Here is a 16002-nt window from a genome sequence, read left to right as displayed (position 1 = left end):
TTGAACTTCTCACTCAATAGAGATTTAGCTGTTTTTTCTGAATGCAGGGCATGTAGATACAGCCACCCTATAGGTTTGTAGATTAAATTGTGTCCAAAGGGCCGTTCTTGTATATTCAAAACTGTCTGCGATTTTCAGGTAGAAGAAACCTCTTCTTTTACGTTTGGGTCTGCAAAATATAAAAAAATAGGGAGTTTTACGCTTTCAGATAACCCTCGGCAAGCAGATCGGCTTCAGAAGAAATACTGACCAAATTCCCATTATTCAGAAGAAAATTTTTAGAGGCGACATTCAGAACATCTTGATAATAATGATCTGTGATGATAATACCTTTTCTAACTTTCAGGTTTGTAATAAATTCGATAATGCGCTCCTTATAAAGAGGTTCAACCATGGAAAATGGTTCGTCCAGTAGTAAAAATGGATGGTCAAGGTTACCCAAAAGAAGTAATTCCAGATACCTTCGCTGGCCAATGGCTAGTTCTTTGATCTTTCTGGAAGCAAAATTCCCTACTCCTTTAGCGTAAAAAATACGATCCTGAGCCTCTCCGTCTGGGTGAAAAAAAGGAATAATATCCTGCACTTTTGTATTCTTCGGAAGAAAACTATCCTGCGGCAAATAAGCGATCAATTTTTCTGAAATGATGGAGGATGATGTCAATTCCCGTTCATTAAGATAAATACTGCCCTGGTCAGGTTTTACTTTTCCGAAGAGAATTTTTAGAAGCGTAGATTTGCCGGTACCATTTCTACCGAAGATTCCGATAATTTCACCTGTTTTACATTGAAAATTCAGATAATCCAGAATATTATCTTCGTAGCTCTTATGAATATTTCGGGCCTGAAGAACTTTCAAAATAGCAACAGGATTATTCCGCAGATAATAGAAATCAGAATATTAAGAAGAAAAACACGACTTAGCAGGAATGATTTGTTAAATCCCAGGTTCTCATACATATAGTATTGATGCTTTTTAAAATAATCGAATGCAAGCATACCTATAAAAATACCAAAACTGCTAAAAATAAGCAGCGCATACAAAGGTCCGGCAGCGATCCCAATAATGATCGCCAGCGGAACATTGTATGTATTGATCTCCTTGAAATACCTGAAAACAGCCTGAGTAAACATCGAATTAGAACGTTTAAATAGCTCTTAAGGTATATAATTCAGTTCACTATTCTAAATAGGCACCAGAAGAATAGGTGAGCTCGTAGCTGTGTGTATAAATTTCGAATACGATCCCAAAAGGATCTTCAACATAACACATTTTAAAAGGCTTTTCCTCCGGGTAATATTCTCTAATGGGCATTCGCTGTTTCCCACCATTGGCCACAATTTGTTCAATTAGACCTTCAATGTCAGGATCCTGTACACAGAAATGAAACAATCCTGTGTTAAATGGGTTGAATGCTGGAGCTTCTTTTTTGCCCTTAGAAAATGAAAATAACTCGATTCCAACACCATCTGAAGTAGACATATGTGCGATCTCAAATTCTTCCCAGTCGTTTCCAAATACATCGATACACATCTGCCCAATAGCAGTATCAGGATCTTTCTCTACCTTCGCCGGCTGCATGATCGTGTACCATCCCATTACTTCAGAATAAAAATCTACAGCTTTCTGAAGGTCTGGAACGGTGATTCCAATATGTGAAAATGATCTTGGATACGCGTTTTCTTTTTTCATAATATTCTTCTTTAGAACCTCAAAATTAAGGTATATTCGCCTAGTAAACAATAAGTTACCCAAAAGTAGTATAGGTTACTAAAAGAGTAAATCGTACATTCCCAGAGCTTTATGTCGAAAATTATATCTAAGAATATTTGTCCTTTAAATGCAACCATGAACCATATTGGTACAAAGTGGAAACCTTTGGTACTCTTTCATTTACTGGACGGTCCGGAAAGATCTGGTATTTTGAAATCCAGGATTCCAGAGATCAGTAATAAAATGTTCACGCAAACAGTTCGTGAATTAGAGAAGGACTTACTGGTTTCCCGGAAGATTTACCCGGTCGTACCTCCAAAAGTTGAATACCAACTTACTAAAAAAGGAAGGTCACTGGAATATATTCTGCGTGAACTGGATGAATGGGGAAAGCAGCTTGAGTAATAGATCTGAATCATCAAACAGGGAAACTGTAATTTTTAAAATTCCGTTAGCAAATTATAACCTGTTCGCGCGGAAGTTTTTCTAAATTTACGGCACAATAACAAACACAACTAAACAACACAACAAATGCCGACTACGGAAGCTAAAATCTTTAACTGTACACAAAGCCAGGCGCTGGCCGAGAAAATCGCCGATCATTACGGTACTCATCTTGGGAATGTGATCACTTCCACGTATAGCGATGGTGAATTTCAGCCATCTTTCGAAGAGTCTGTAAGAGGAAGTAGGGTTTTTATCATTGGTTCTACCCATCCCGGTAGTGACCACCTGATGGAAATGCTTCTAATGCTGGATGCTGCAAAACGTGCTTCAGCTAGACATATTACTGCAGTGATGCCTTATTTTGGCTGGGCTAGACAGGATCGTAAGGATAAACCTCGTGTACCTATTGCCGCTAAAATGATCGCAAGTATTCTAGAAACTGCTGGTGCGACCAGGATCATTACAATGGATCTTCATGCCGACCAGATCCAGGGATTTTTCGAAAAACCTGTGGATCACCTTTATGCCAGTACTGTTTTTCTTCCTTACTTAAAGAACCTTGGACTTGATAACCTGACCATCGCTTCTCCAGATATGGGTGGTTCTAAAAGAGCTTATGCATACTCCAAAGCCTTGGAAACCGATGTAGTGATTTGCTATAAGCAAAGAGCGAAAGCAAATGTGATCTCACATATGGAGCTCATTGGAGATGTCACCGGGAAGAATGTCGTCCTGGTAGATGATATGGTAGACACCGCAGGGACTTTGACCAAAGCTGCAGATCTTATGATGGAACGCGGAGCTTTAAGCGTTCGCGCCATCTGTACGCATCCTGTACTTTCTGGTGAAGCTTATGAGCGCGTGGAAAAGTCCAAACTTGAAGAATTAATCGTTACCGATTCTATTCCTCTAAGACAGGAAAGCAAGAAAATCAAGGTAGTGAGCTGTGCAAATCTTTTTGCAGATGTGATGAAGAGTGTAAATGATAATCGCTCCATCAGCGAAAAGTTCATTATGTAACTTCAGCATTCGATATAATCTAAAAAAAGCCGGTTCTAAACCGGCTTTGTTATGCTTGATTCTGGTTGATTTGATTTTCTATCGTGATGATCTCAATCTCTTTTCCAGTAATATCCTTCAGCAGATCTGCCTTGCGTAAACCTCCCCAGACTTCAAGTTCCGGATCCCCAAGCGTTGTTATTTGCAACCTGATCTTTTCTGGAGATCTAATAATCTCCAGTTCCTGAACGTTCTGGTAGTGACTACGATCCAGGCCATCTGCAAGTCGGAGTAAAGCGGCCAGTTTCTCGATTCTTTTGCGTAGTTTTTTTGATAACTGCTTATATAGATAATGTCTCTTCTTAGGAACAGTTCTTCGGTGATAACGAGCGGTATGTGCCATAATATTGATCTCATCTTCAGTAAAGCCACGAAGATCTGCATGTCTTATTATATACAGCGCATGTTTATGATGTTTGCGATAGTTGATATAATAACCAATATCATGCATTAAAGCAGCATATTCCAGAAGCTCGCGATCTGCTTCTTCCAGTTTAAGATCTTTTTGGAAAGCGTCGAATAACTGCAGGCTCATCCCAGCCACATGCCGGGAGTGATCTTCCATCCAGTGACATTTCCGTAGCAGCTCATGAACACTACGTTTACGCGGTTCAGGATAATTAGCGACCAGATCAAGTTTTGGACGTTCTTTTTTGATAAAATCGAGGATCATCCCATCCCGAAGCGCAGCTTCAGAAATTTTGATCTCTTCGATATCAAATTCCTTGATAAGATATTTTACCAGCACCATTCCCGGATTGATGATATCTATTCTTTTCTCATCCAGCTCACTAATATCTTCGCGCTGTTTGCGATCAAGCTGAATAAAATCCTTGTAGAGTTTTTTAAATTCTGAAACATTAAAAACCAGTTCGTTCAGGCTCATATTGGCTGTATGAGAATTCCTGTTGGCGATCATGGCGCCTATATTTTCCATGGTTCCGGAACTTCCAATAATGGTTCTGACTTTATGTTTCGCGAGTATTTCTGAAAGCTCCCCGAGTTCCTGTTTATAATGTTTTTTTAAAGCTTTAATCTCTTCTTTGCTAATAGGATCATGAGAGACAAATTTGGCAGCCATACGGGCAACGCCGAGTTTTAAACTTTGGGAATAGAGGAACTCTTCATTATTACCCAGAATAAATTCCACGCTTCCTCCTCCAATATCCACCATCAATACCAGTTCTTCGGAAAGTGCTATACTATGCTGAACCGCCAGCCCGATCAATGCTGCTTCCTTACTTCCCGGGATTGCTCTTACTTTAATACCAGATTCAGCTTTCATTCGCTGAATAAAATCTCCTCCATTGGTGGCTTCCCGTATGGCTGAAGTGGCGAAGGCGATAATTTCTTCTACATGCATGCTATCGCATAGAAATTTAATTCTTTTCATGGCATCAAGGCCACGTTGCATGGCTTCTTCACTTAATTTATTCTCCATTCCTTTTTCGGCAAGAATGACCATCTCCTTCAGTTTATCTACCGTTCTAAAACTTCCGTCAGGATAAATATCTACCAGTACGGCATGAAAAGAATTCGTACCAAGATCGATCGCAGCGATTCGCTTATTGGCATTTACAGTTTCAGATGGGTTCTCCATGTACTTCAGAATTAATTAAGCTTCAATTTATACAAATTATAGATGAACTTCCAGCGAGAGATCTCAAAATCATGAACTCCTGTAATTCATCTGAACTTTTTAAGGATCAGTGTTTTATAGATTCAGAAAAAGCTTTACTTTTGCAACCTCAAAATTTTGGCAAATGAAGGCAGTCCAAAGCGGACCCGACGACATTTGTTATAACTTTAAATTACAATAATGAAATCAATTACGATCAACGGATCTAAAAGAGAAAGCGTAGGCAAGAAGGCAACGAAGGCACTACGTAATGCTGGACAGGTTCCTTGCGTATTGTACGGCGTAGAAGGTGATCCACTACACTTTGCAGCAGAGGAAATCTCATTCAAAGACCTTGTGTACACTCCAGATGTACATACAGTTAAAATTAAATTGAAAGATGGAAAATCTTTTGATGCGATTCTTCAGGATATTCAATTTCACCCAGTGAATGATGCTATCCTTCACATCGATTTCTACCAGATCTTCGATGATAAGCCAATTACAATGGAAATTCCTGTTCACACTGAAGGTGTTGCAAGAGGGGTTAAGAACGGTGGTGTATTAAGATACAACCTTCGTCGTCTTAAGGTAAGAGGTTTACCTGGAGATCTTCCAGATTACATCGTTGCAGATGTATCTAAACTTAAAATTGGTCAGAAGCTTTACGTAACTGGTGTTGCTAGTGAGGATTATGCGATCCAGCATCCAGATAACACCGTAATCTGTCAGGTAAGAACATCTCGTAACATTGTTGCTCTTGAGGACGATGAGGACGAAGATGAAGTTGCTCCAGATGAAGTACCAGCTACTGAGACTGATGATGTAGCAGCAGTAAAAGAAGGAGAAGACAACTAGTCTTATTCTTTAATTCATATAGAAAAGCATTCCACTTCGGAATGCTTTTTTTATTAGCAGAATTTTATCATTCGGTTTTTAGTAATCTAATTTCAAAGTAGCTGATAAATTTTATCTTTACGAAAACTAAATTGGATGCTTTCATTCTTCGGAAGGATATTACGTAAGAAAGAGACTGGGAAGCAAATAGATCCCATGAAGAAATTTTTGATCGTAGGCCTTGGAAACATTGGCCCGAAATACGAAAATACCAGGCATAATATAGGATTTAAGATCCTGGACGAAATTGCCAGAGAGAAAGAGGTGAGCTTTGAAACCCAGAAACTGGGCGACGTTGCCAGCTTTAAATTTAAAGGAAGAACATTTGTGCTTCTCAAGCCAAGCACGTACATGAATCTTAGCGGGAAGGCAGTGAATTACTGGATGCAGAAGGAAAAAATCAACCTGGAGAATTTGCTGGTAGTGACAGATGATCTCAACTTGTCTTTTGGAACATTAAGACTCAAAACCAAAGGTAGCGATGGTGGTCATAATGGGCTTAAAGACATACAGGCACAATTAAATACCACAAAATACAATCGCTTTAGATTCGGAATTAGTGATGAATTTGCCAAAGGACAACAAATAGATTATGTACTTGGCGAATGGGAAGGTGATGAACTTAAGAAGATGCCGGAACGTTTGAAAACTTCCGCAGAATTGATATTGAGCTTTGGAACAGCTGGAGTTTCCAATACCATGAATTCATATAACGGAAAATAACAGGATTTGGAAGAGCATAAAGGTGCAAACTCATTTAATAGCGAACGTCAAACTGTAGTGACCATAGGGACTTTTGACGGTGTTCATGCAGGTCATCGCAAGATCATAGACCGCCTTGTCAACTCTGCCCATGCCAACAACCTGGACTCGGTTGTGCTAACCTTTTTTCCTCATCCAAGAATGGTGTTGCAGAAGGAAAGTGATATCAAGCTTATTAATACGATCGGGGAGCGCAAGCAATTATTAGATCAAACCGGGATAGATCACCTTGTGGTTCATCCATTTACACATCAATTTTCCAGGCTCACTGCACTGGAATTTGTCAGAGATATCCTTGTAAATAAACTTAGGGCAAAAAAGATCATTATTGGCTACGATCATAGATTCGGGCGCAATCGCACCGCTGATATTAATGATCTCAAGCAATTTGGAAAAGATTTTGGTTTTGAGGTGGAAGAGATCTCCCAGCAGGATGTGGAACAGGTAGCTGTAAGTTCTACTAAAATTCGGAAAGCACTTCTGGACGGAAGAGTGGAACAGGCTAATATTTATCTTCAAAGTGAATTTACTCTGAAGGGTATTGTGGTTAGAGGAAGAGGGATTGGCAAAGATCTTGGCTATCCCACCGCAAATATGGAAATTCCTGAAGATTATAAACTAATACCGAAGAATGGCGTTTACGTAGTAAGATCTGTTTTAGATGGACAGACCATTTTTGGAATGATGAATATTGGAACTAATCCTACTGTTGGAGGAAAGGAGCAAACGATCGAAACGTACTTTTTTGATCTTGATAAGGATCTCTACGGAAAAAAATTTACCATAGAAATGCTGGTAAGGATCCGCGATGAAAAGAAATTTAATTCAGTAGAAGAATTAAAGATCGCCATGAAGCAGGACCAGGCATTTTCAAGTCAATATATCAAGGATAATTATGCTGAATAGGTGGTTGTTCAAAGAAGTCGATAATTCAGCACTCGTTGTATTTCGTGCGTTATTTGGATTATTGATCACCATCGAAGCATTTGGTGCTATTTTCACTGGTTGGATTCGCCGAACCATGATAGAGCCGGAATTCACTTTCAACTTTATAGGATTCGAATTTCTTCAACCGCTACCTGGAAACGGGATGATCTGGTATTACGCGATCATGGGCGTTTTCGGGATTTTTGTCATGCTGGGTTTCAAATATCGAATGTCCATGGTGCTCTACGGGATCATGTGGGCTGGGGTTTATTTAATGCAGAAATCCTCGTATAACAATCATTATTACCTGCTCATGCTCTTATGTTTTATAATGAGCTTTCTGCCGGCACATCGCTGGTTTTCGATAGATGCGTGGAGAAAACCGGAAATTAGCAGAATTTCCATGCCCAGATGGGTCTGGGTGGTGATCGTACTTCAGTTATGGATCGTGTATACGTATGCTTCGGTAGCCAAATTTTATCCGGACTGGCTGGATGGAAGTTTTCCTGCCATGCTTATGGCTTCCAAAAAAGATTACTGGCTGGTTGGAGAGTTCCTTCAGCAACCCTGGATTCGCTATGCGATCACTTCTTTCGGACTCCTGTTCGACCTGTTAATAATTCCGTTGCTACTTTGGAAAAGAACAAGATTGACGGCATTTATCGCCGCGATTTTCTTTCATCTATTCAACAGTTTTATTTTCCATATCGGCATCTTTCCCTATATGTCGCTCGCCTTCTGTATTTTCTTTTTCCCTTCGGAAACTATCAACAAGATATTCCTGCGTGGAAAGAAAAGATTCTACACTGGAAATGAGATCAATGTTCCTTCCTGGAATAAGATTTTTATTGGCGCTCTGGCCGTTTGGTTTGCTATACAGGTCGCCTTGCCATTACGACATTGGTTTTTTCAGGATGATGTGCTCTGGACCGAAGAAGGACATCGCTTAAGCTGGAGAATGATGCTTCGTGGCAAAGGTGGTAGAATTACTTTCAAAGTAGTGGAGAAAGGAACCAGCGACACAATCATTGTTCAGAAAGAAGATTACCTGTCCCGAAAACAATTAAGAGCTATTCCAAGCAAACCGGATATGATCTGGCAATTTGCGCAAAGGCTCGAGCAGGAATATGCTGAAAAAGGTATGGAAATAGAGGTTTATACTGAAGGGAAAATCAGGGTGAATCGTGGTCCATATAAAACCCTTATCGATCCAAAGGTGGATCTGGCGGCTGAAGAATGGCAGCATTTTCGTCATCATGGCTGGATTTTACCTTCTACCGAAGACTAATTTTCTAGCCTGCTTTTGCTACATTTGCAGCTTATAAAAATTTCAACTTCATTTAAAATTTTCAGGCCTTATGTTACAGGTTTCCAAAATAGCAGAACATAAAGACGAATATATACAGGCACTCAAAAAGCGAAATTTTGAGGCTGAAGCAGTGTTCGATAAGATCCTCGAACTGGATGAGACCAGAAGGTCCACGCAGGCACAATTAGATGATACCCTGGCGACTTCAAATAAGCTTTCGAAAGAGATAGGGCTAATGTTCAAAAATGGGGAACACCAGAAGGCTAATGTTTTAAAGCAAAAGACCGGGAAGTTAAAGGAAGATTCTAAAGATCTTTCGGAAAAACTGAATAGCACTATAACTCAACTGCAGGAGTTGCTATACACGATCCCAAATATTCCACATCCATCTGTTCCCGCTGGTAAAAGCGAAGAGGACAATGAGGAGATATTTAAAGATGGTGATGTTCCGGTGCTGGCTGAAGGTTCTCAACCACACTGGGAACTGGCAAAGAAGTACGATATTATTGACTTCGAACTGGGGAATAAGATCACCGGTGCAGGATTTCCAGTGTATAAAGGAAAAGGAGCGAGATTACAGCGTGCCTTAATCACCTGGTTCCTGGATAAAGCAACCGAAGCCGGTTATACTGAATATCAATTACCTCTTTTGGTCAATGAAGCTTCAGGTTATGGAACAGGACAGTTGCCAGATAAAGAAGGGCAAATGTATCATGTTACTGAAGATGATCTTTACCTGATCCCAACGGCTGAGGTTCCTATGACAAACATGTTTCGTGATAACTTAATGACCGAAAATGACTTTCCAATTAAATGTACCGGTTATACCCCATGTTTCAGAAGAGAAGCGGGATCATATGGAGCGCATGTAAGAGGATTGAATCGTTTACATCAATTTGATAAAGTAGAGATCGTAAGAGTAGAAACCCAGGAAAACTCCTACGCAGGTTTAGATGGGATGGTAGACCATATTAAAAACCTACTTAAAGAGCTAAAACTGCCATATCGAATTTTGCGTCTTTGTGGTGGTGATCTTGGATTTACGGCAGCGCTTACTTTCGATTTCGAGGTATTCTCTACTGCTCAGGATAGATGGCTGGAAATAAGCTCGGTTTCAAACTTCGAAACTTTCCAGGCTAACCGACTTAAATTACGTTACAAGAATAAAGAGAATCAAAAGGAACTGGCTCATACTTTAAATGGTAGTGCCCTAGCTTTACCAAGAGTACTTGCCGGTATCCTTGAAAATTACCAGACTGAAGATGGAATTAAAGTTCCTGAAGTTCTGGTTCCATATTGTGGTTTCGATTTGATCGATTAACCTGAGGTTCACCATACTGGAACAGCGCAAATGTTTATATTTACATATGCGCTGTTTTTTATTTATGCTGATTTTCCTGCTCACCGGCTCTATAACGGTTGCACAATCTGAGCAGCTTGCCCGGAATTTTTTCGATCAGGGCGAATACAAAAAAGCACTTGAGATCTATAAGGATATCTACGAGGATAATCCTTCCAATCCAATCATTTTTAACGGTCTGGTAAGTTCATATCAACAACTCGAAGATTTTAAAGCTGCGGAAGATCTTTTGCGGGAGCGTATGAATGCTTCGGCAAATAATCCAGCCATCCTAATTGATATTGGACATAACTACGAACTTCAGCAAAACCTGGAACGTGCAGAACAGTTTTACCAGGAAGCTTTACAGGCGGGTGAATCGCGACCCAATTATGCGTATTCTATTGCCCGAAGTTTTGAGAAATACAGTTTGCTCGACTATGCAGTAAAAGCTTATGAACGAGCAATGGAGATCAATCCCGCTCAGAATTTTAATTTGCAACTCGCAAGGATCTACGGGGAACAGGGGAATACAGAAAAGATGTTCTCTAATTATCTCGATCTTATAGAAGATGATACGAAATTCTATAGCCTGGCAAATCGTGAGTTTAGTCGTTATATCACGGATGATCCGGATACCGAAGCCAATATCAACTTTAGAAAATTACTACTGAAGAGGTCACAGGAAGATCCAAGATTACTATATAATCAAATGCTAAGCTGGCTTTTCGTGCAGCAGCAGGAATACGACAAAGCTTTTACCCAGGAACGCGCAATTTATAAAAGAGGAGAAAAGAACTTACAGGGAATTCTCAATCTTGCACTGCTGGCACGGGAAGCGAAGCAATTTGAGGAAGCACAAGAAATCCTGACCTATGCGATAGAAGAATCGCCATCCCCGGCTTTCAATTTACAGGCCAGACATCTATTACTAAAACTCAGAACCGAAACGGTAACTTCAGCAGGATTGAATGACCTTGAATCGGAATTTGAGCAATTGATCGGAGAATACGGAGTAAATAATGAAACGCTGGAACTTCAGATCGATCTGGCAAACTTTAAAGCTTTCCGAAGAGATAAAAAAGAAGCAGCGATCGCTTTACTTGATAACGCTCAGGAACTGCAATTATCCAATTTCGAAAAAGCCAAAGTGAAAATGGCGCTGGCAGATATCCTGGTGATGCAGGAAAAGTTCAACCAGGCATTGATCTATTATTCACAGGTGCAAAACCTGGTGAAAAACGATGTCATGGCGCAGGATGCAAGATTCAAGGTTGCTAAGACAAGTTACTATAAAGGTGATTTTGAATGGGCAAAAACTCAGCTTGATATTCTTAAAAAATCTACGTCGCAATTGATCGCAAATGATGCCATGGAACTGAGCTTGCTAATCAATGATAATAGCCAGGAAGATAGTACGCAAACTGCACTTAAAAAGTATGCTAGGGCAGACCTGCTGGCATTTCAGAAGCGAAATTCAGAAGCTATTTCTATGCTGGATACGATCCTGAAAATACATAAGGGTGAAAGTATAGAGGATGAGGCTTTGTATTCGCAGGCAAGGCTTTTCGAGGAGCAAGCAAGTTATGATAAGGCAGAGAATAATTATTTGCAGATCATCCAGTCTTATGGTGATGATATCCTGGCAGATAACGCCCATTACTATCTTGCCGAACTTTACATAAACAAGCTGGAACATCCAGAGAAGGCAAAGACTCTTTACGAGCAAATTATCTTTAACTTTGCCAATAGTATTTATTTCACAGATGCCCGTAAAAAGTACAGGCAACTTCGTGGAGATATACTGGAATAACATCTTTAAAAATTTCCCGATGATCATTTATAATGTTACCCTGAACGTACAGGAAGAGATCCACGACCAATGGATGGAGTGGATGAAAAAAGAACATATCCCTGATATGTTAAAAACCGGAAAGTTCAGCGAAGCTTTGATGACCAAAGTGATGGTGCAGGAACCAATGGGCGGCATTACCTATTCAGTACAATATACTACGGAAAGTAAGGAAATGCTGGAGCGATATTATAATGAAGATGCCACTAAAATGCGTGCAAGTTCCAAAGCTTTCGAAGGTAAATTCGTCGCTTTTAGAACCGAACTTGAAATAATTGGAGAATATACTTCTCAGGAATAATTGATCATGAAAAATAACAGGCCACCAAGACAAGAATCCAATACAGATGTTCGTGCAAAGAAACATCTTGGTCAGCATTTTTTGACCGATGAGAATATCGCCAGGAAAATAGCTGATACTCTGGATTATTCCGGATATGAAAAAACTTTGGAGATAGGTCCTGGGATGGGTGTGCTTACCAAGTATCTTCTTGAAAAGGATACTGAAGTTCATGTGATCGAGATCGATTCAGAAAGTGTGGAATATCTGGAAAGCCATTACCTGCATTTGCGTGGTCGCATTCATGAAAAAGACTTTTTAAAACACGACCTTGGAAGTATTTTTAGAGAGGAACAGTTTGCCGTAATTGGTAATTTCCCTTATAATATTTCTACACAGATCGTTTTCAAGGTTTTGCAAATGCGAGACCAGATCCCAGAATTTTCTGGAATGTTTCAGAAAGAAGTGGCTAAACGAATTTGTGAAAAGGAAGGAAGTAAAGCTTACGGAATTTTGAGCGTACTGGTTCAGGCATTTTATGAAGCAGAATACCTGTTCACGGTGCCTCCAACAGTTTTCAACCCACCACCTAAAGTGGATAGCGGAGTTCTACGCTTAAAACGTAAGGAAAACTATAGTCTTCCCTGTAATGAAAAGCTGTTTTTTACCGTGGTGAAAACCTCTTTTAACCAGCGTAGAAAAACACTTCGTAATTCTTTAAAAAGTCTTAATCTTCCAGATAATCTAAGGGAAGATACTATATTTGGCTCTCGACCGGAACAACTCGGTTTCCAGCAGTTTATTGAACTGACGCAAAAAATAGAGCCGTATGCAGTTTCAAATAAGTGAAGAATTAATTGACAAGATCCAGTACCTCATCGAACAAGGAAACGATGAGGAATTGTTGTTGCACCTTGAAGATGTGCATCATGCTGATATTGCTGAAATTCTCACTGAAATAAACCTGGAAGAAGCCACGTATATCGTAAGGCTTCTGGATAGTGAGAAAACTGCTGAAGCTCTTATGGAGCTTGAAGAGAATGTTCGGGAACGCATTCTTGAAAATCTTTCTCCAAGCGAGATCGCTTCAGAGCTGAACGAAATGGATACCGATGATGCGGCAGATATTATTTCTGAACTGTCACCGGAACTACAGCAAAATGTGATCGCTGAGATCGAAGATGAGGAGCATGCAGATCATATCGTGGAACTGCTTCGTTATGACGAAGATTCTGCCGGTGGTCTTATGGCGAAAGAACTCGTTAAGGTAAATGAGAACTGGAGTGTTACCGGCTGTATGGCCGAGATGCGCAAACAGGCTGAGAACGTGACCCGTGTTCATTCAATTTACGTGGTCGATTCCAAGAATAAATTAAAGGGAAGACTTTCCCTGAAAGATCTGTTAACCGCTTCCAGTAACGCCAATATCAGTGATGTTTATATTCCGCAGGTGGATTATGTAAACGTGCATACTGAAGGTGATGAGGTAGCGAGGATCATGCAAAAGTATGACCTTGAAGCTATTCCCGTGGTCGATGAAATGAATCGCCTCGTAGGAAGAATTACCGTTGATGATATTCTAGATTTTGTAAGAGAAGAAGCTGAAAAGGATTACCAGATGGCCGCAGGTATCTCTGAAGATGTGGAGGCCGATGATAATATTTTCAAGCAAACCAGGGCTAGATTACCCTGGCTAATGATCGGGATGTTCGGTGGTCTTGGAGCTGCCAGTATAATTTCCGGTTTCGAAACCATACTTACTACCTATCCAAACTTGCTGGTGTTTGTGCCGCTTATCCAGGCAACTGCCGGGAATGTTGGAGTACAATCCAGCGCAATCATCGTACAGGGACTGGCAAATGATAGTCTGCGGGGGAATATTCTATCAAGATTGCTAAAGGAATTCGGCCTCGCACTTATCAATGGAACTTCCATAGCGATTATCGTTTTCGCTATTAGCTCCTATTTCTTCGGAACCACTATTCGGGAATCGATCAGTATTGGGGTGGCCTTGATCTCGGTGATCGTATTAGCTGCTCTTATTGGTACATTTATCCCTATTATTCTGAATAAAAATAATATTGATCCTGCGGTTGCTACCGGACCTTTTATCACTACAAGTAACGATGTTTTTGGTATCCTTACTTACTTTCTTATCGCCAAGGCGATCCTAGGTTTCTAGTACTGTTTTACTTCTTCTTCCAAATCATTCTTAACTTTGCAGCAGGCAGTTTTAGTAGATTACTGAAACTGTGAAAATTGCTAAATTCAAATAAGAAAGACATGATCATTCTACACGCAGATACCAATCACCCAATATTAATGAAAAAACTGGCAGAAGCTGGTCATCATAATGTGGAAGGCTTCGAACAAAGCCGCGAAGAAACCCTGCAGAATCAACATCTATACGATGGTATTGTCATAAGAAGCAGGTATAAGATTGATAAAGAATTTATTGATGCTGCGCCAAATTTGAAATTTATCGCCCGGGTTGGCGCCGGACTCGAAAGTATTGATGTGGAATATGCTCAGGAACGCGGAATCGAACTATTTTCTGCGCCGGAAGGGAATGCAAATGCTGTTGGGGAACATGCTCTTGGGATGCTGTTATCCCTGTTTAACCGACTCAACAAAGCAGATCGTGAGGTTCGCGAAGGATTATGGCATCGTGAAGAAAATCGTGGCGTGGAACTGGACGGTAAAACAGTTGGTTTGATAGGCTACGGAAATATGGGGAAGAGTTTTGCGAAAAAGCTTAGAGGTTTTGATGTTGATGTTATCTTTTATGATCTGAAGGAGGGGATTGCAGACGAGAATGCAAGACAGGTTTCCTACGATGAATTTTTTGAAAAGGCTGATGTCGTGAGTTTGCATACTCCGTTAACAGAGAAGACTCTTCAAATGATCAATAAGGAATTTATCGCTAACTTTAAGAAACCCTTCTGGTTTATCAACACAGCAAGAGGGAAGAGTGCGGTGACAGAAGATCTGGTTGATGCACTAAAAGAGGGGAAGATCCTTGGAGCAGGACTGGACGTACTGGAATATGAAAAATCCAGTTTTGAAAGTCTTTTTGGGAATAAGAAGAATGTTAGCATAAGTGCGGCAGATTCTATTCCGGAAGCTTTAAGGGAACTTATGTTTATGCCGCATACACTATTGAGTCCGCATGTTGCGGGATGGACCAGAGAATCTCATGAAAAACTGGCTACAGTGATCGCAGATAAGATCATAGGGAGCTTTGGAGTTGAGAATAAGTAAATAGGGCTTCACTTTAGAGCCTTAGAGATCTCACTTAACTTTAAACAAGTAAAGAATTTTAAAATTTATCGGGATAAATTCGATGCATTATGAAAAACAGGGTTACAGGTTTAGGAGGTTTCTTTTTTAAAGCAAAAGATCCGGACGCTACAAAAAGCTGGTACAATCAGCATCTAGGTTTGGATACAGATCAATACGGTTGTACTTTCTGGTGGAAGGATAATCAGGGAAATGATTGCTCAACGCAATGGAGCCCGATGGATCATAAAACTGAATATTTTCAACCTTCGGAAAAACAATTCATGATGAATTTCAGGGTAGAGAACCTGGAAGAATTACTGAAGGTTTTGAAAACTGAAGGAGTAGAAGTTGTAGGCGAAATGGAAACCTATGACTACGGTAAATTTGGCTGGATCCTGGATCCCGAAGGAAACAAGATCGAATTATGGGAGCCAGTGGATCAGGTTTTCCTGGATCAGATAGAAAAAGATAAAGAATAAAAAAAGCCATGCATCGCATGGCTTTTTTCTTGATTCAATA

The 16002-nt window shown here is 40.2% G+C and carries 17 protein-coding genes; 13 read left to right on the top strand and 4 right to left on the bottom strand.

All coding sequences use genetic code 11. From position 1 onward, the window contains the following. Window positions 1-196: 196 nt before the first annotated feature. Genes ABVM50_RS03160 through ABVM50_RS03150 form a run of 3 tightly spaced genes read right to left on the bottom strand, consistent with a single transcriptional unit; the run spans window position 197 to window position 1690 of the window. Window positions 197-856 carry an ATP-binding cassette domain-containing protein gene (locus ABVM50_RS03160; RefSeq protein WP_405199923.1) on the bottom strand — a complete coding sequence of 220 codons (660 nt, stop codon included), beginning with the start codon at window positions 854-856 and terminating at the stop codon, window positions 197-199. Further along, a complete protein-coding gene (locus tag ABVM50_RS03155; RefSeq protein ID WP_405199922.1) occupies window positions 853-1131 on the bottom strand; it encodes a hypothetical protein in 279 nt (92 codons plus the stop codon). The genes ABVM50_RS03160 and ABVM50_RS03155 overlap by 4 nt, the downstream gene beginning before the upstream one ends. Before the next feature lie 46 nt (window positions 1132-1177). Beyond that, the gene (locus tag ABVM50_RS03150; RefSeq protein WP_405199921.1) at window positions 1178-1690 is read right to left on the bottom strand and encodes a lactoylglutathione lyase family protein; all 513 of its coding nucleotides are present in this window, start codon (window positions 1688-1690) and stop codon (window positions 1178-1180) included. A 111-nt stretch (window positions 1691-1801) separates the two neighbouring features. Here ABVM50_RS03150 and ABVM50_RS03145 point away from each other — a divergent pair, with 111 nt between their 5' ends. Continuing rightward, window positions 1802-2116, top strand: a complete 315-nt coding sequence (locus ABVM50_RS03145; RefSeq protein WP_405199920.1) for a winged helix-turn-helix transcriptional regulator — start codon at window positions 1802-1804, stop codon at window positions 2114-2116. A 126-nt stretch (window positions 2117-2242) separates the two neighbouring features. Then, on the top strand, window positions 2243-3178 hold the full coding sequence (locus ABVM50_RS03140; protein WP_405199919.1) for a ribose-phosphate pyrophosphokinase: 936 nt from the start codon (window positions 2243-2245) through the stop codon (window positions 3176-3178). Between the two features lie 49 nt (window positions 3179-3227). Here the strand turns inward: ABVM50_RS03140 and ABVM50_RS03135 are convergent, their stop codons facing one another. Further along, window positions 3228-4817, bottom strand: a complete 1590-nt coding sequence (locus ABVM50_RS03135) for an HD domain-containing protein (RefSeq protein ID WP_405199918.1) — start codon at window positions 4815-4817, stop codon at window positions 3228-3230. A gap of 219 nt (window positions 4818-5036) precedes the next feature. Between ABVM50_RS03135 and ABVM50_RS03130 the strand changes: the two genes are divergently transcribed. The 11 genes from ABVM50_RS03130 to ABVM50_RS03080 all read left to right on the top strand — a co-directional run bounded on the left by ABVM50_RS03130 (window position 5037) and on the right by ABVM50_RS03080 (window position 15962). After that, complete coding sequence (locus tag ABVM50_RS03130) at window positions 5037-5693, top strand: 50S ribosomal protein L25/general stress protein Ctc (RefSeq protein ID WP_141879065.1); 657 nt, start codon at window positions 5037-5039, stop codon at window positions 5691-5693. A gap of 135 nt (window positions 5694-5828) precedes the next feature. Next, the gene (pth, locus tag ABVM50_RS03125; protein WP_405199917.1) at window positions 5829-6455 is read left to right on the top strand and encodes an aminoacyl-tRNA hydrolase; all 627 of its coding nucleotides are present in this window, start codon (window positions 5829-5831) and stop codon (window positions 6453-6455) included. 6 nt (window positions 6456-6461) lie between these two features. Beyond that, on the top strand, window positions 6462-7400 hold the full coding sequence (locus ABVM50_RS03120) for a bifunctional riboflavin kinase/FAD synthetase (protein WP_405199916.1): 939 nt from the start codon (window positions 6462-6464) through the stop codon (window positions 7398-7400). Continuing rightward, the gene (locus ABVM50_RS03115) at window positions 7390-8709 is read left to right on the top strand and encodes an HTTM domain-containing protein (RefSeq protein WP_405199915.1); all 1320 of its coding nucleotides are present in this window, start codon (window positions 7390-7392) and stop codon (window positions 8707-8709) included. Before ABVM50_RS03120 ends, ABVM50_RS03115 begins: the two co-directional genes overlap by 11 nt. Window positions 8710-8779: 70 nt before the next feature. Next, a complete protein-coding gene (serS, locus tag ABVM50_RS03110; RefSeq protein ID WP_405199914.1) occupies window positions 8780-10051 on the top strand; it encodes a serine--tRNA ligase in 1272 nt (423 codons plus the stop codon). Window positions 10052-10097: 46 nt separating this feature from the next. Further along, on the top strand, window positions 10098-11882 hold the full coding sequence (locus ABVM50_RS03105; RefSeq protein WP_405199913.1) for a tetratricopeptide repeat protein: 1785 nt from the start codon (window positions 10098-10100) through the stop codon (window positions 11880-11882). 19 nt (window positions 11883-11901) lie between these two features. Next, a complete protein-coding gene (locus ABVM50_RS03100) occupies window positions 11902-12222 on the top strand; it encodes a DUF4286 family protein (RefSeq protein ID WP_405199912.1) in 321 nt (106 codons plus the stop codon). A 6-nt stretch (window positions 12223-12228) separates the two neighbouring features. Then, complete coding sequence (gene rsmA, locus ABVM50_RS03095) at window positions 12229-13050, top strand: 16S rRNA (adenine(1518)-N(6)/adenine(1519)-N(6))-dimethyltransferase RsmA (RefSeq protein WP_405199911.1); 822 nt, start codon at window positions 12229-12231, stop codon at window positions 13048-13050. Then, a complete protein-coding gene (mgtE, locus tag ABVM50_RS03090) occupies window positions 13031-14383 on the top strand; it encodes a magnesium transporter (protein WP_405199910.1) in 1353 nt (450 codons plus the stop codon). Before rsmA ends, mgtE begins: the two co-directional genes overlap by 20 nt. Before the next feature lie 101 nt (window positions 14384-14484). Further along, a complete protein-coding gene (locus ABVM50_RS03085; RefSeq protein ID WP_405199909.1) occupies window positions 14485-15462 on the top strand; it encodes a 2-hydroxyacid dehydrogenase in 978 nt (325 codons plus the stop codon). Window positions 15463-15551: 89 nt separating this feature from the next. Further along, window positions 15552-15962, top strand: a complete 411-nt coding sequence (locus tag ABVM50_RS03080; RefSeq protein WP_405199908.1) for a VOC family protein — start codon at window positions 15552-15554, stop codon at window positions 15960-15962. Window positions 15963-16002: the final 40 nt, after the last annotated feature.

It is taken from the genome of Christiangramia sp. LLG6405-1 (assembly GCF_045055805.1).
Lineage (GTDB): Bacteria > Bacteroidota > Bacteroidia > Flavobacteriales > Flavobacteriaceae > Christiangramia.
The sequence above is the reverse complement of the archived record's forward strand: the minus strand, read 5'-3'. Positions and strand labels throughout refer to the sequence as shown.

Excerpts from the sequence above, each read along its gene's own strand:
- ABVM50_RS03155 (WP_405199922.1), bottom strand. The coding sequence starts at position 1,131 with ATGTTTACTCAGGCTGTTTTCAGGTATTTCAAGGAGATCAATACATAC.
- ABVM50_RS03150 (WP_405199921.1), bottom strand. The coding sequence starts at position 1,690 with ATGAAAAAAGAAAACGCGTATCCAAGATCATTTTCACATATTGGAATC.
- ABVM50_RS03145 (WP_405199920.1), top strand. The coding sequence starts at position 1,802 with ATGTCGAAAATTATATCTAAGAATATTTGTCCTTTAAATGCAACCATG.
- ABVM50_RS03140 (WP_405199919.1), top strand. The coding sequence starts at position 2,243 with ATGCCGACTACGGAAGCTAAAATCTTTAACTGTACACAAAGCCAGGCG.
- ABVM50_RS03135 (WP_405199918.1), bottom strand. The coding sequence starts at position 4,817 with ATGGAGAACCCATCTGAAACTGTAAATGCCAATAAGCGAATCGCTGCG.
- ABVM50_RS03130 (WP_141879065.1), top strand. The coding sequence starts at position 5,037 with ATGAAATCAATTACGATCAACGGATCTAAAAGAGAAAGCGTAGGCAAG.
- pth (WP_405199917.1), top strand. The coding sequence starts at position 5,829 with ATGCTTTCATTCTTCGGAAGGATATTACGTAAGAAAGAGACTGGGAAG.
- ABVM50_RS03115 (WP_405199915.1), top strand. The coding sequence starts at position 7,390 with ATGCTGAATAGGTGGTTGTTCAAAGAAGTCGATAATTCAGCACTCGTT.
- serS (WP_405199914.1), top strand. The coding sequence starts at position 8,780 with ATGTTACAGGTTTCCAAAATAGCAGAACATAAAGACGAATATATACAG.
- ABVM50_RS03105 (WP_405199913.1), top strand. The coding sequence starts at position 10,098 with ATGCGCTGTTTTTTATTTATGCTGATTTTCCTGCTCACCGGCTCTATA.
- ABVM50_RS03100 (WP_405199912.1), top strand. The coding sequence starts at position 11,902 with ATGATCATTTATAATGTTACCCTGAACGTACAGGAAGAGATCCACGAC.
- rsmA (WP_405199911.1), top strand. The coding sequence starts at position 12,229 with ATGAAAAATAACAGGCCACCAAGACAAGAATCCAATACAGATGTTCGT.
- mgtE (WP_405199910.1), top strand. The coding sequence starts at position 13,031 with ATGCAGTTTCAAATAAGTGAAGAATTAATTGACAAGATCCAGTACCTC.
- ABVM50_RS03085 (WP_405199909.1), top strand. The coding sequence starts at position 14,485 with ATGATCATTCTACACGCAGATACCAATCACCCAATATTAATGAAAAAA.
- ABVM50_RS03080 (WP_405199908.1), top strand. The coding sequence starts at position 15,552 with ATGAAAAACAGGGTTACAGGTTTAGGAGGTTTCTTTTTTAAAGCAAAA.